Origin of the sequence: Acinetobacter sp. V110_1 (assembly GCF_031798975.1) — a bacterium.
In the GTDB taxonomy this organism is placed as follows: Bacteria; Pseudomonadota; Gammaproteobacteria; order Pseudomonadales; family Moraxellaceae; genus Acinetobacter; species Acinetobacter nosocomialis_A.
The window spans coordinates 221420-236452 of sequence record NZ_JAVQNN010000012.1; the positions used below are offsets into that span (position 1 = coordinate 221420).

The 15033-nt window shown below is 38.6% G+C and carries 12 protein-coding genes; 5 read left to right on the plus strand and 7 right to left on the minus strand.

Annotation, left to right across the window (positions count from 1 at the left end; genetic code table 11):
- Positions 1–10 precede the first annotated feature (10 nt).
- Positions 11–643, minus strand: a complete 633-nt coding sequence (locus RMA95_RS01480) for a hypothetical protein (RefSeq protein WP_311069390.1) — start codon at positions 641–643, stop codon at positions 11–13.
- 103 nt (positions 644–746) lie between these two features.
- Between RMA95_RS01480 and RMA95_RS01485 the strand changes: the two genes are divergently transcribed.
- The gene (locus tag RMA95_RS01485; RefSeq protein WP_004700075.1) at positions 747–1136 is read left to right on the plus strand and encodes a DUF3144 domain-containing protein; all 390 of its coding nucleotides are present in this window, start codon (positions 747–749) and stop codon (positions 1134–1136) included.
- A 59-nt stretch (positions 1137–1195) separates the two neighbouring features.
- Here RMA95_RS01485 and RMA95_RS01490 read toward each other — a convergent pair whose 3' ends face one another.
- From RMA95_RS01490 to RMA95_RS01505, 4 genes are all read right to left on the minus strand, one after another.
- A complete protein-coding gene (locus tag RMA95_RS01490) occupies positions 1196–3958 on the minus strand; it encodes a pitrilysin family protein (protein ID WP_311069391.1) in 2763 nt (920 codons plus the stop codon).
- A gap of 122 nt (positions 3959–4080) precedes the next feature.
- Positions 4081–4896, minus strand: a complete 816-nt coding sequence (locus RMA95_RS01495) for a PhzF family phenazine biosynthesis protein (protein WP_311069392.1) — start codon at positions 4894–4896, stop codon at positions 4081–4083.
- Between the two features lie 150 nt (positions 4897–5046).
- Positions 5047–6441 carry an L-cystine transporter gene (locus tag RMA95_RS01500; protein ID WP_004700069.1) on the minus strand — a complete coding sequence of 465 codons (1395 nt, stop codon included), beginning with the start codon at positions 6439–6441 and terminating at the stop codon, positions 5047–5049.
- A 197-nt stretch (positions 6442–6638) separates the two neighbouring features.
- Positions 6639–7520, minus strand: a complete 882-nt coding sequence (locus RMA95_RS01505; protein ID WP_311069393.1) for a LysR family transcriptional regulator — start codon at positions 7518–7520, stop codon at positions 6639–6641.
- 96 nt (positions 7521–7616) lie between these two features.
- Here RMA95_RS01505 and RMA95_RS01510 point away from each other — a divergent pair, with 96 nt between their 5' ends.
- The 3 genes from RMA95_RS01510 to RMA95_RS01520 all read left to right on the plus strand — a co-directional run bounded on the left by RMA95_RS01510 (position 7617) and on the right by RMA95_RS01520 (position 9555).
- On the plus strand, positions 7617–8795 hold the full coding sequence (locus RMA95_RS01510) for a YbfB/YjiJ family MFS transporter (RefSeq protein ID WP_311069394.1): 1179 nt from the start codon (positions 7617–7619) through the stop codon (positions 8793–8795).
- Complete coding sequence (locus RMA95_RS01515; protein WP_311069395.1) at positions 8792–8917, plus strand: hypothetical protein; 126 nt, start codon at positions 8792–8794, stop codon at positions 8915–8917. The genes RMA95_RS01510 and RMA95_RS01515 overlap by 4 nt, the downstream gene beginning before the upstream one ends.
- Before the next feature lie 227 nt (positions 8918–9144).
- Positions 9145–9555 (plus strand): hypothetical protein, encoded by a 411-nt coding sequence (locus RMA95_RS01520; protein ID WP_311069396.1) that lies wholly within the window; start codon positions 9145–9147, stop codon positions 9553–9555.
- A gap of 613 nt (positions 9556–10168) precedes the next feature.
- Here the strand turns inward: RMA95_RS01520 and icd are convergent.
- Positions 10169–11425: an NADP-dependent isocitrate dehydrogenase gene (gene icd, locus RMA95_RS01525; protein ID WP_311069397.1), complete on the minus strand. Its 1257-nt coding sequence runs from the start codon at positions 11423–11425 to the stop codon at positions 10169–10171.
- Between the two features lie 200 nt (positions 11426–11625).
- On the opposite strand from icd, the gene RMA95_RS01530 reads away from it, so the two are divergent.
- Positions 11626–12414, plus strand: coding sequence for an rRNA large subunit pseudouridine synthase E (locus tag RMA95_RS01530; RefSeq protein ID WP_311069398.1), 789 nt, complete (start codon positions 11626–11628; stop codon positions 12412–12414).
- 118 nt (positions 12415–12532) lie between these two features.
- Here the strand turns inward: RMA95_RS01530 and RMA95_RS01535 are convergent, their stop codons facing one another.
- A complete protein-coding gene (locus tag RMA95_RS01535) occupies positions 12533–14770 on the minus strand; it encodes an NADP-dependent isocitrate dehydrogenase (RefSeq protein WP_263614325.1) in 2238 nt (745 codons plus the stop codon).
- Positions 14771–15033 lie beyond the last annotated feature (263 nt).

The following is a 15033-nucleotide window of genomic DNA, read 5'->3' on the forward strand; positions in this document are numbered from 1 at the left end:
TCGCGACTTTTTATCGGTATTTACCAAATACTTTCCATACACCGTTATCTGCTAATGGATCGCTATAACTATCACTACGCTGTTTTCTTGGCTTATCGCGGGCATCGACGAGTTTAAAGTGTGGCTCTACCCCCAACACAATTCCATTGGTATAAAACCGTGAACGCGTATATTCACTTTGACCATGCTGGAATACATAAGTCCTTAAATCGATAAATTCACGATGTGCAACTAATGCTGCTGTGTCGTCGCTCTGCAACCATTCTTGCATGGTAAATATCTGATCTGTTTCAAACTGCCCACATTTTTCAATAAGACTGGCCACACCACGGAAAGTTTTCGATTCTTTAGCCCGTGTTTTATTAATCCGAATTCGGTCTACATAGAAAAAGAATAAAGGTAGGTTTAAGTGACTCGGTAAATGAATCGCATCTGGTAATTCATCTTCCATAAACGGCTGAAAAAGCTCTTGTGCCCTTTCGATTAAATCTTTCCATTGTTGGTAATAGGCCAAGACTTCGTCTTGTAAACCATAATAAATCGGCAGGCCTTCGACATGTTCTAGATATTGGGGTGGAAAAATATGCTGGCGTAATAAAGCAATATCTGTTTTTAAACTTTGAACGGCAATTGCATCTTGCATATTAAAACTCCCCATACTTAGGCTATTTACAGACTAAGGCAAAGGTTTTGTTTCCGCAAGGCTTTGCCTATAATAAGCAGCTCTATTTTTGCGGGAATATGTCATGTCTCAAAAGATTAATGCAACAGATATTACTGAAGAAGAAGCGTTAAATGCTGTTTTCTTTGAGCGTGCGGATGAATTCATTAAACAAGCGAATGATTTTTGTCGCCCGCCTAAAGGCCAAAAGCCTGACCCTGCTGAGCTTCGCGGCCAAGTGAGTGCAGCCATGTTATTTGCCACTGCCCGTTTTAATACGTGGGTGGCTGCAAACAATTTTAAAGATGGCAATGAAATGCGCGATGCAAAAGAGCAAGTGATGTCTTATTTGCTTCAGCAATTTCAAATGATGCTCGAAGATAACTTTGATGAGTATTGTGAACAGTTCGAAAACTACTTACGTTTCCGTAAGAATGAAGATTTCCATGCTCACAAACATGATCATGATCATTAATAAGTTTTAAATACTCAAATAAAAAGCCACTTCATGTGGCTTTTTATTTGATAAGTTAGTTATTGCTTTTGCGCTTGGCCATATTGGTCAGCCATCACTTCCACAAGGTTTGAAGGTTTAATATATTTTTTAATGACTGCATTCACATCGGCAACGGTCAGCTTAGTTAAGTCTTGATCGTGCTTAACGCGGTCAAGTAATGTTTTACCCGACTCAAGCTCAATATTTAACATACCGTGAATGTTGCGCTCATCTTCTAATGCAGTAACACGTTTCTTCATGAGATCTGCTTTAGCTGCTGCAAGCTCTTGCTCAGTAATACCCTTCGTTAATAAGTCATTTAATACCTTATGAACTGAATCAGAGACTTGTGCTGAACGCCCAGCCGTATAGTTTGCACTAATACTTAACGCACCAACATTCGTGTCCTGATCAAGTTGTAGACCTGTTCCAAAACCATATACCAATGCATTTTTCTCACGAAGCTCTTGAGCCAAACGTGATGAGATTTGAGAATCACCTAAAATATAATTCATTAAAATTAATGCAGGTGCGTCAGGATGATTTTTCCCAACTGGTAGTGTGATTATACTTTGATAACTACCAAACTCGCGTTGTTCAGATAAAGCATGCACTTTCTGAGCAGGAAAATCGACATGTTTAATTAAGATTTTTTCGTATGGTTGCTTACTATTCCAGCTCCCAAACTCTTGATTCAAGAGATTTTTCATTTTCTTTGCATCAAATGCACCAGTAATCGCAATTTGCGCATGGTTCATTGCAAAGAAATGCTGATATAGCTCTTTCACTTGTTCTTGGGTCACATTCTTCAATTGTTTTTTAGCCAGCTCAGGTTCAAAGTGATAACGCAAATCACCTGGTTGGTATTCTTCAATTAAACGCGATAATGTTAAACCTGCCACGACATCTGGTTCAGTATAAGGACGATCAAGGCTCGACAAGCTTTGAGACTTAATTAAATCAAATTGAGATTGTTCAAACTTCGGATTTTTCATGACCTCTAAAACAAATTTGAAGAACTCATCAAATTTTTCAGTTTTAGATTGAATGTTAATAGTCATACCATTGCCGTCAGCACTTGCATAAGCTGCACCGCCTGCATCAATCGACTTATCTGCAATATCTTGCAAACTATATTTGTCAGAGCCACGCAGTAATAAATATGAAGTTAAATCAACAACTGTACCTTTATCAAATAAAGATTTTTCTGTACCAAAATCCATAGTAATAGTGGCATAGGTACGATCATCACGAGTTTCTACAGGGAACAAAGCATACTTCATTCCGTTTTTAAGTTTCCCGCGGCTAATCTTTTTCTCATTAGTTTCGGCATATTGCTTTGAGGTTTTTAAAAACTCGTTAACTTCTTGTTGATAAACTTTCGGATCTTTTAAAGGCTCTGGTTTAACATCGGTTTGATCTAAAGTTTTAGGCTTATCTTTAGGGTCAAGTTGCAATGCTTTCTTTTGATCTTCAGGTGTCGGCAAAATATCGCCATCAATACGATGCCCAGCAACAAGAAACTGCTTTAAGGTTTGATTGACTTCATTGAGTTTCACTTTCTCAACTGCATCTAAATCTTTAAAATATTGGTCCCATTGCCCACCAGCTACACTGTAATCACTTAAACGAGAACCCAAAGCAACGGCATCTTTATTGACTAACTCGCCTTGCGTTTTCATTAAGCTTTTTACGCGATTTAGCTCAGTCTCTGTAAAAGGCTTACCCTTTTCTATTCCCGAGAGTAAAGCACTTTCAACTTTATTAGGGTCATTTTTTGGTGAGTAAACCGCACCTAAAAATACGACATTAAAATCTTGATCTAACCATGTTGATGCCTGAACGTCTGTAGAAATACCCGTTTCAACCATGTTTTGATATAAATGACCGCTTGGCTGCATGGTATACAACATTGGTGCTAAAGCGAGTGTTGGCTGAATTTTCGTGTTTTTTCCATTCATATAGATATGGAATTTGGCCAAATCACTGCCCTTTTTTACCACAAACTCACGATCTTTCATTTTTGTGGAATCTAACACTGGCACCTGAACAGGCTTCGGCACAGCTCGCGCAGGAATTGGACTAAAATATTGGTCAATTGTCTTTAAAACATCTGTTTTATCAAACTTACCTGAAATCACCATAACCGCATTGTTCGGTGCATACCAACTGCGGTAGAACTGGTTCAATTCAGGCATTTTAATAGACTTAAGCTCTGGTAAATCACCAATTGGTAATCGCCCTAAATACTTGTTTCCATAAGCCGATTTCCACATTTGATCCATTAAGACAGCAAAAGGCTGATCCATACGGACTTCACGTTCACGCTTTACGATTTCAATTTCAGAAGGTACAAATTTTTCTTGTAGAACTAATTTATCCATACGTTCAGATTCAAGGTACAACACTTGATCTAGCGCATTTTTTTCTGGACGAACAATATTGGTATATTTGGTTGAATAGTAATCCGTGCTCGCATTTGTCATTAATGTATATTGATCTAAACGGCGCTGAAATTCTTCACCCTTTACGTTTTGCGTGCCTTTAAATGCCAAATGCTCAAGTAAATGTGCTAAGCCACTTTTACCTTGTGGGTCATTTAAAGAACCTGTCAAATAGATAGTATTAATAAAGATTTTATTTTCTTTGTCATTCGGTGCAAGCACTACCCGAAAGCCATTATCTAATTTATATTCCTCAATATTTTGCTTACTTTTTACTAATGTCGTTTGTGCAAAAGACGCAGCACTTAAACCAAGAATACATAGGGAGAGAGTCAGTTGTTTAAACTGCATGAACATAGAAATACCAATTAATTTGAATAATAAAAAATCAATAGTTGTAAGAGTATAGTAGGTAATTTAAGCTGACATTAATAGTAAAGTTTTGAAAAGAAAGCCGTTTATTTAAACGGCTTTCTTTTTTAAAGAAAAATTTCTGCTTGCATATAGAGTTTGCCATATCCTGCAATTTCAATACGTTCCTGATTCAGTATATTGCAATATAAAACGCCTCCACGACTAGAAGCTTGATAAGCCACAATATTATTTTTGCTCAGCTTTTCTGCCCATAACGGCGCTATTGCAGTATGAATTGAACCTGTAACAGGGTCTTCTTCAATACCTGCAACAGGTGCAAAATAACGAGACACACAGTCATAGTGCTCGTCTGCTTTTGTAGTGATTACGACATCCATATCTGTAGTCGTAATAGCTGTCCGTTTACCTAAGGCTTTAAGTAAGTTCATGTCAGGCTGCTCATCTAACACGTCTTGCACTGATTCATACTCAACAATATAAGCTTGAACATTTTGATAGACAGCCTTAAATGGTTTGCTTAAAGCTTGTCGTAAAATAGCTGGACAATCTTCCACTTGTTCAGCCTTACGAATTGGAAAATTCATTCTGATTTTGCCATCTTCATCTTGATGAACAATAAAAAGCCCTAAGTTTCGGACATGAAAATTAATGGTCTTTTTATCCGTAAAATCTTTAAAGAGTACAAAAGCACTCGCAAGAGTCGCATGACCACAAAAATCGACTTCAACCATTGGTGTAAACCAACGAATTTCATAGTTTTCAGAATCTATAATTTTTACAAAAGCAGTTTCAGATAAGTTATTTTCAAGCGCTATCTTTTGCATTAAATCTGCATCTAGCCACTCTTTTTCAACAATCACAGCAGCTGGATTTCCACGAAATAACTCTTTTGTAAAAGCATCGACTTGATACATTTTCATGATAGTGCTCTCTTTTGTAATAAGCTCATTTTCTAAAACTATTTAAAATAAAAACAGATACAGTTTTTTTAAAATTAACATCACAGTGGCAATTTAAGCATATAAAAAAACGGCTCATTCAGATATGAATGAGCCGTTTTATACTAACTATTAATGATGTTGAGTTAACTCAATTTCATCTTCACTATTTAATATGTCTTTATCTGTTTGGCCCATCAGTTGACTCGTCACTACACCTGCAGTCATTGAACCATTTACATTTAATGCAGTACGGCCCATATCAATTAAAGGTTCGATTGAAATAAGCAGCGCAACCAAAGTCACAGGTAAACCCATTGCAGGAAGCACAATCAGTGCAGCAAAAGTCGCACCACCACCAACACCAGCCACACCAATCGAGCTTAAAGTCACAATACCCACTAAAGAAGCAATCCACATTGGGTCGAGTGTATTAATCCCCATAGTGGGAGCAACCATCACGGCCAACATTGCTGGGTATAAACCCGCACAACCATTTTGACCAATGGTTGCACCAAACGAAGCAGAAAAACTCGCAATAGATTCGGGAATACCCAAACGACGAGTTTGCGCTTCAATACTCAGTGGAATACTTGCTGCACTTGAACGGCTTGTAAATGCGAATGTTAAAACAGGCGCAACTTTCTTAAAGAACTTAAGCGGAGACACACCAGTCAGAGTCAAAATAATGGCATGAACGCCAAACATAATCGCCAAACCTAAATATGACGCAACTAAGAAACCACCTAGATTTAAAATGTCAGCCACATTTGAACTTGCCACAACCTTAGTCATAAGCGCAAAAACGCCATACGGTGTAAGCGTCATGACTAAACGTACAAGCTTCATGACCCAAGACTGTAACGTCTGAATAGCAGTCAAAATACGCTGACCTTTTTCTGCATCATCTTTCATTAAATTAAGCGCAGCTATCCCTAAAAAGACAGCAAAAATAACTACACTAATAATTGAAGTTGGATTTGCACCCGTTAACTCAGCAAAAGGGTTACTTGGAATAAAGGAAAGAATAAATTGCGGTACGCTTAAGTCTGTTACTTTGCTTACATAATCTGTATTAATTGCAGTTAAACGCGCAGTTTCAGCAGCACCTTGCACCAAACCTTTGGCAGTTAAACCAAATAAGTTCGTCACAAATACACCAACCAGCGCAGCAATTAACGTTGTGAATAGTAAAGTTCCGATGGTATAGACGCTGATTTTTCCTAAGGAGGAAGCCTGATGCAACTTGGCTACTGCCCCTAAAATCGATACAAATACCAAAGGCATCACGACCATTTGTAAAAGTTTTACATAGCCGTTACCAACAATATTAAACCAGCTAATAGATTCAGCAAGAATCGGATGGCCACCGCCATAAATCAAATGTAGTCCTAAACCAAACACTACACCTAGAACTAAGCCAGCAAGAACTTTTTTAGATAAGCTCCAGTCCGTTTTACGTGTTTGGGCGAGTAAAAATATTAACCCGACAAAAACCACAATATTGATGATTAAGGGTATATTCATTCCCAAACTCCAAATTATTGCTTGTGTCATCTTTTAAGGGGGCATATTTGACCATAGCCGGCCTATATAAACTACCCTTTTCCACAATTTTCTAGCATGCAGATCATTGCCGATCTGGATGAGAATATAAAATGACTTTTAAATACATATATATCACTTTTAGGGCATAAGCTAAGTAGGACATTTATGTATTAAAATTAAGCACATTTCTGTATAAACTGTTGCTCAATAAAACCAATAAATTGCTTTAAATTACTGCCCCATGTCTCAGGAGGCTGAGCAACGACATAAGTGGTGAAGTGTGCAGATTCAGTATTAATTTCAAAACAGCTTAACGACAATTTATCAGCCACTTTGGTTAAGTATGACTTTGGCAATAGCGCAAAGCCGACACCTAACTCTACACAACTGACAATACCGTCCAGACTGCCCATTTCCATGATTTGCGAAGGTGGCACACTATGGTCATTTAAAAACAGCTCAATTGCATGGCGATAGGAACACCCTTGTCGAAATGCAATAAATCTGGTCTTTGCAAGCGTAGCAATGTCGGGAAATTCAGTTTGTTGTTTTGGGCAAACCAAAACCAATTGTTCTTGCCATATTGGATAGCTATATAACTCAGGAATCACATATTTCGAGGCAACAAAAGCGCAATCAAGCTCACCTTGCTGCACAGCGTTAATCAAATATCCTGTTGGGTGAGTTTGAAGCTCAAGCGGCAAATTCGGATATTGCTGCATACATTCATTAAGCAATTGAGGCAGTCTTATCGCTGCTGTCGTTTCCATACTGCCCAAACGAATCGTTTCATTCGGATCAATATCACCTTCTTGAAAGATCTTTTTAGCTTTATTGTGCAGTGCAATCATTTGAACAGCATAGCTATGTAGCTGTTGCCCGGCATTGGTTAATGTCACGGGATTATGGCGATTTAATAAAATCACCCCTAACTCTTCTTCAAGCTTTTTCACATGGCTGGTGATATTCGATTGAACCGTATACATTTTTTGTGCAGCTAATGAAAAACTTCCACTCTCTGCAACCGCTAAAAAAAACTCTAAAGACTTAAGCAACATACCACTATCTCAAAACAAGATAATTAATATCATATTAAATCATTTTTAAAGATTATAAAACTCGCTTTTAATAATAAAAAAATTGAGAGACTCCTCATGACTACGCTTTATCGAATGAGCTTGCTTGTCTTTCTAGCAACTTGCTTGGGAATTGGTATTTTTAGATTTTCTTACACTGCACTTATGCCCATCATGATTGTGCAATATGGATGGACTCACGACTTTGCAAGTTTCTTAGGCAGTGCAAATTTATTGGGTTACTTGCTTGGCGCTCTATTGGCCCTGTTTAGTATTAAAGAAAAATCTATTCCAACTCTTATTATAAGTTCTGCACTTGGAGGCAGCTTAAGCCTACTCTGCTGTGCCTTTATACACATGCCTTTGGCTTGGTTTGTGTTCTGGCGGACCATCTCTGGTATTGCAGGTAGCCTACTCATGATTTTGGCACCCAGCTTTGCTATGAAAAGAATTGCCATAAGCCAAAGGCTTAAAGTCAACTTTTTAGGGTTTAGCGGTATTGGCGTGGGAGTGCTATCTGCGACCATCATTATTCCTGCGCTCAAAAACATGTCTGTCCAATATGTCTGGGGTATTTTTGCAGCACTGTCTATTATTGGCAGTTTGGTACTTTTTCAGTTATTAAAGCACCAATCTACAGAGTCCGTACAAGCGGCCAATCAAGCACCTCAAAGCATCAAACATTCACGCTTGGGGCTGGTCATTATTATTGCCTATATGTGCAGTGCTTTTGCCTATATTCCCCACTCTTTGTTTTGGATGGACTACTTATCGGGAACCTTACATTTTCCATTAGAACAACGAAATTTATTTTGGGTGCTTTACGGGGTCGGAAGCTGTATTGGCGCTTTTGTGGCGTATTGTTTAAGCCGCCTTACTGGATACTTACAAGCCATTAAATGGCTATATGGGTTCTACTGCTTGGCAGTTGCCCTACCGTTCTTTTCCCATGCTACTGCTTTGCTCGCTTTATCTTCATTTCTTACAGGTCTACTCACACCGGCCACAGTATTCATTAGTTCTTATAGCCTGCTACACATTTATGAGCAGCGTTATCAAAAAGTCTGGAGCCTTGCCACCATTGGCTTTGCCAGTACCCAACTGCTAGGTGGCGTGGTAATTAGTACCTTGCATCACTTGCATTGGTCTTATGCACACCTGTTCTTAATGGGTGGCATTGTTTTGCTATTCGCTTTAATCCTTTTAGTTCGCACCCGTTCTTCTATACCTACTACTCTCGGAGAAACCGAATCGTGAAACCGTTGTTCTTTGCTCTATTTTTAGTTGCTTTCGTACTGGTTATTCAAACCTTAGATCAAAGTTATCAAAAGAAAATCGGGCTACCTAAAACTGCTAAACATCCTGAATTTATGCAATAAAAAATGCCCCGATATATCAGGGGCTTTTCCGATGAGTACTCAAATATTTCCAAAATAGAAATTGATGAATACATCAACAGTCAAAATCACATAGCAACTATAATTTTAAGTCTTACCAAGAACACCTAGCTGACAAAAAATGTCACATTATGTCAATGTAGAGTGTAATTTTCTGATCTATATTCAATAAAAATTTATAATTTTTAATACTTAAAATAGAGTAAGACATGAGCAATAACAATTATATTGATGAGCTTTTAAAGCTCTTGGCGATGTTCGCTTTTATCTGTGTTTCATTATTGGCATTTAAATGTCGGACTGTTTTCGCACTGGATATGACTACATCATATGAGGTCTCTGTAAAGATTGTTATTTATATTGGCACGGCGGCTATTCTTGGTTTTTTAACACGCGATCATATTGAGTTTACAACACAATTTTTAATTGCTGTTCCATTCGCATACTTTTGGCTAGAGCCAGTTCTTGACTACAAGGCCATTCAAACTATTCCAGATGTTCCGTTTTATTTATCAGGTCATGGTCAAAGTTTGGGGCTACTGATTGTTATTATATTCTGTTTTGCCCTATGGGTATTTAAAGAAACAAGCTCAAATTCGCCTGAGTCTCAAAATGTCTAAATAGGTTTTTTTGGGGCGTTTTATAAAGTTAAAAATAGTCACTGTACTCTATGTTTTTATAATATATATTTTAAACAAATTACTTTATACCAATTAAAAACTTTTAAAAATGTTTAATGTATCAAACCCAGCAAATGCAGTTGTTGTAGGTATTATCACAATAATTGCTACAGTTAGCCTTCTTATATGGAAGTTTAATTTTTATCTTGGCATAGATATCTATACCAGTGGAGAAGTGCTTTTCAAAACGCTACTTTATGCGGCCACAATAGGCCTATTTAGTTACTATTTTCGCTATACCATTAAAATTAGTAATACGGTGATCTTATCATTACCTCTTTTTTTCTTTTGTATCAGACCCATTCTGAACTATAAAATGACGCATACCATGGGCAATATTCCACTGTATGCAACTCAGCATGGTCAGGGAGGAATCTTATTAAGTTTAACAATATTGGCTTGTATGCTATGGGCATTTACCGCTCACTCTTAGCTTAAATTCTACTATTCCATAAACTTATTTTTATTCATTTTTATACTATAAAAAATCTATAAATAACAATTCTTCAAAGTAATTTAAAAAGCCCTCAATTAAGGGCTTTTCTATAAAAGATTAATCTTCCATGTGCTTAATAATGGCATCACCAAATTCAGAGCAACGCAATAAGGTTGCGCCCGGCATTAAACGCTCAAAATCGTAAGTTACCGTTTTAGCTGCAATCGCTCCTGAAATTCCTTTAATAATCAGGTCAGCCGCTTCTGTCCAGCCCATATCACGTAGCATCATTTCTGCGGAAAGAATGATAGAACCCGGGTTTACTTTATCCTGACCTGCATATTTAGGCGCAGTACCATGAGTTGCTTCATAAACTGCAATTGCACCACCAATATTTGCACCAGGCGCAATGCCAATGCCCCCTACTTCTGCTGCTAATGCATCGGAAATATAGTCACCATTTAAATTAAGGGTTGCAATCACTGAATAATCGGCAGGACGCATTAAAATTTGCTGTAAGAAGGCATCTGCAATCACATCTTTAATAATGATGTCTTTACCATTTTTAGGGTTCTTAATTTTAACCCAAGGGCCACCATCTATGAGTTCACCACCAAAACGATCTAGCGCTAACTCATATCCCCATTCTTTAAATGCACCTTCAGTATATTTCATAATATTTCCCTTATGAACAAGGGTGACCGATGGTTTGTCGTTATCTATCGCGAATTGAATGGCTTTACGAACTAAACGTTGCGATCCTTCTTTAGATACAGGTTTGATTCCAATGCCACACCCTTCTGGAAAGCGAATTTTTGTGACGCCCATTTCTTCTTGAAGGAATTTAATTACCTTCTTCGCTTCTTCAGAGTCTGCTTTCCATTCAATACCAGCATAAATATCTTCCGAGTTCTCACGGAAAATCACCATATCGGTTAGTTCAGGGTGCTGAACAGGTGATGGAACGCCTTTAAACCAGCGTACAGGACGTACACATACGTACAAGTCTAATTCTTGGCGTAATGCCACATTAAGTGAGCGAATACCACCACCAACTGGAGTGGTTAAAGGGCCTTTAATTGAAACGATAAACTCACGCAGGGCTTCAAAAGTTTCTTCTGGCATATAGGTGCCATAAATTTTATTGGCCTTTTCACCACAATAGACTTCCATCCACTCGATGGAACGTTTACCGCCATAAGCTTTTAAAATAGCCGCATCGACGACTGTTTTCATTGTCGGTGTAATATCTACACCAATACCATCACCCTCAATAAAAGGAATAATTGGATGATTTGGTACATTCAGTGACAGGTCTGCTTTTACTTTAATTTTATCACCGTCGGCAGGAACCACGATCTTTTGATAACCCATTGTGTAGATTCTCCCTTTTATAATATTTAACTAACCAAACAAAAATAATTATCGATAAACAATACTTTCAACTTTTATTAACGCATAATAGCTTAATCGAATTTAATCCTTTTTGAGATTTATGTGGGAAATAAGCAAATTTCACACTTAAATATAGCTCAATGTTTTTACCGCTTATTTGAAAGAAGAAGCCATTTTTTATGAAAATTGTCATTCTCAACAAACCATATGACGTCCTCTCCCAGTTTCGTAAAGACGAAGCACACATGACGGTCTCTGACTTTGTAGATGACCCGACTTTACGCATAGCAGGCCGTCTTGATATGGACTCTGAGGGTTTAGTTTTCTTAACTGATCATGGTGGTTTGAATCAGTTCATTACCAACCCTGCGAATAAAAAATACAAAACGTATTTAGTTCAAGTTGATGGCGATGTAACCGAAGAAGCGCTTGAGCAACTTCGTAAAGGTATAGAGCTTAATGATGGTATGACTTTACCAGCTAAAGCGATTAAGGTAAGTGAACCTGAATGGTTATGGGACCGTGACCCTCCTGTACGTTACCGTGCCAACATTCCAACGTCTTGGATTGAAATCTCTATTTGTGAAGGTCGTAACCGTCAAGTTCGTCGTATGACCTCTGCGGTAGGTTTCCCGACTTTACGTCTCATTCGTACTAAAATTGGTTCGATTGATTTAGTCCAATTAGGATTACAACCAGGCGACACCAAAGAAATCGAACCTCTACTCTACCCAGACTTTAAAGATGTTCCAGCCGAGCAACCTTATCGTTCACGTTCTTATGTGAAAAAACCGGGTGGTATAGGTGGCAAACCAATGGTTCGTAAGAATAAAGATGGTTCTGTTAAAAAGTCTGGTACAAAACGTATTTGGCAAATGGATGAAAGTGAAAAACCACGTCGTAAGACCAATGGTACAACTCGTCCAAATACCAAGGCACCACGTGGTCGTGGCCGCAATGGTCGATAAAAACATTTAAGTTTTAAAGCTCACGTCAGTGGGCTTTTTTAATGACTTTTATTTTTTTGAAAATAAAAAAACCGGTGCATAGGCACCGGTTTTAAGCTATTTACTAACGAATCGGTAATTAAGCTTGAACACTTGAAAGTGCTGCATTAAATGTAGCGCTTGGACGCATTACAGCGTTTACTTTTGCAGGATCAACTGCATAGTAACCACCGATGTCAGCAGCTTTACCTTGTACTTGAGCAAGCTCAGCAACAATCTTCTCTTCATTTTCAGCTAAAGCTTTCGCAAGTGGAGCAAACTTCGCTTTCAACTCAGCATCTTCGTCTTGAGCAGCAAGTGCTTCAGCCCAGTAAAGTGACAAGTAGAAATGGCTACCACGGTTGTCAAGCTCACCTGTACGACGTGATGGAGACTTGTCATTGTCAAGCAATTTACCAGTCGCTTCGTCAAGTGTCTTCGCAAGTAACTTCGCACGAGCATTGTTTTCTTTAATGCCCATTTCTTCTAACGAAACTGCAAGTGCAAGGAACTCACCAAGCGAATCCCAACGTAAGTGGTTTTCTTCAACAAGTTGTTGTACGTGTTTAGGGGCTGAACCGCCTGCACCAGTTTCGTACATTCCACCACCCGCCATAAGCGGAACGATAGACAACATCTTCGCAGAAGTACCAAGCTCCATAATTGGGAACAAGTCTGTTAAGTAGTCACGTAAAATGTTACCAGTCACAGAAATCGTGTCTAAGCCACGAACTACGCGCTCAAGTGTGTAACGCATTGCACGTACTTGAGACATGATTTGGATATCAAGACCAGTCGTGTCGTGATCTTTCAAGTACTTCTGTACTTTCTTGATCAATTCGTTTTCGTGTGGACGGTATGGGTCAAGCCAGAAGATCGCAGGCATGCCTGAGTTACGTGCACGAGTTACTGCAAGTTTTACCCAGTCACGAATCGGAGCGTCTTTCACCTGACACATACGCCAGATATCGCCTTCTTCAACATTTTGAGTCAATAACACTTCACCAGTGTCAAGATCGGTAATGTTTGCAATACCAGCTTCTGAAATTTCAAAAGTCTTGTCGTGAGAACCGTATTCTTCAGCTTTTTGAGCCATCAAACCAACGTTTGGTACTGTACCCATAGTCTTCGGATCGAAGTTACCATGCCATTTACAGAAATTGATCATTTCTTGGTAAATACGGGCAAATGTTGATTCAGGCATTACTGCTTTAGCATCGTATTGCTTACCATCAGCACCCCACATTTTACCACCAGCACGGATCATTGCAGGCATAGAAGCATCTACGATGATGTCGTTAGGTGAATGGAAGTTTGTGATACCTTTTGCCGAGTCAACCATTGCAAGTGCAGGACGGTGCTCTTGGCAAGCATGTAAGTCTTCGATGATTTCTTCACGTAATGACGTTGGAAGAGTTTCGATTTTCTCGTATAACCCAGCCATACCGTTATTTACGTTAATACCTAACTCGTCAAATAACTTACCGTGTTTTTCAAAAGCTTCTTTGTAATAGATTTTCACACAGTGACCGAAAACGATCGGGTGTGAAACTTTCATCATTGTCGCTTTTACGTGTAAAGAGAATAAAATTCCAGCTTCTTTACAATCATCAAGTTCTTTTTCATAGAAATCACAAAGTGCTTTCTTGCTCATGAACATTGAGTCGATGATTTCGCCTTCTTGAAGCGCAACTTTTGGTTTAAGAACAATGCTCTTACCACTGTTTGTGATAAGTTCCATTTTTACATTGCGTGCACGGTCAAGTGTCATTGACTTTTCACCGTGGTAGAAGTCACCTTCTTCCATGTGTGAAACGTGAGTTTGTGACCACTGTTTCCACTCGCTCATTGAGTGAGGGTGTTTCTTAGCGTAATTTTTAACGGCAGCAGGAGCACGACGGTCAGAGTTACCCTCACGAAGAACTGGGTTTACTGCTGAACCTAGGCATTTGCCATAACGAGCTTTAATAGTTTTTTCTTCTTCAGTCGCTGGGTTTTCCGGATAGTCAGGAATTGCAAAACCTTTAGATTGAAGTTCTTTAATACATGCTGTCAATTGCGCAACAGAGGCACTAATATTTGGGAGTTTGATAATGTTAGTATCTGGATCTTGTGTAAGACGACCTAGCTCAGCAAGGTTGTCGGATACCTTTTGCTCTTCACTTAGGTAGTCAGCGAATTCTGCGAGCACACGTGCAGCTACAGAGATGTCACTTTTAACAATCTCGATACCTGCTGGCTTAGTAAAGGTCTCAATGATCGGCAGTAGCGAATAAGTCGCCAATAATGGCGCCTCGTCAGTCAGTGTGTAAATGATAGTTGACTTTTCACCAGCCATATATAGCCCCTTCCGTTGAATTGAGTTTTGAGGACCGAGCTTTTGGCCCAGTGCCTACGAACCGATATGCTTAAATAAAACCCTGAGAGTATCGGCTCTCATTGGCTTTCAGTCAACGAAATATCCAGTGATAACGACATTTCGCAGCGAAATAATACATAATTTAAATCTATTGATAATAATCTTATACCTAACTTATGGTAATACATGTACGTTTACCAACTTTTTAGGTATAGGACATTGTTAAATTACATGAGATATCT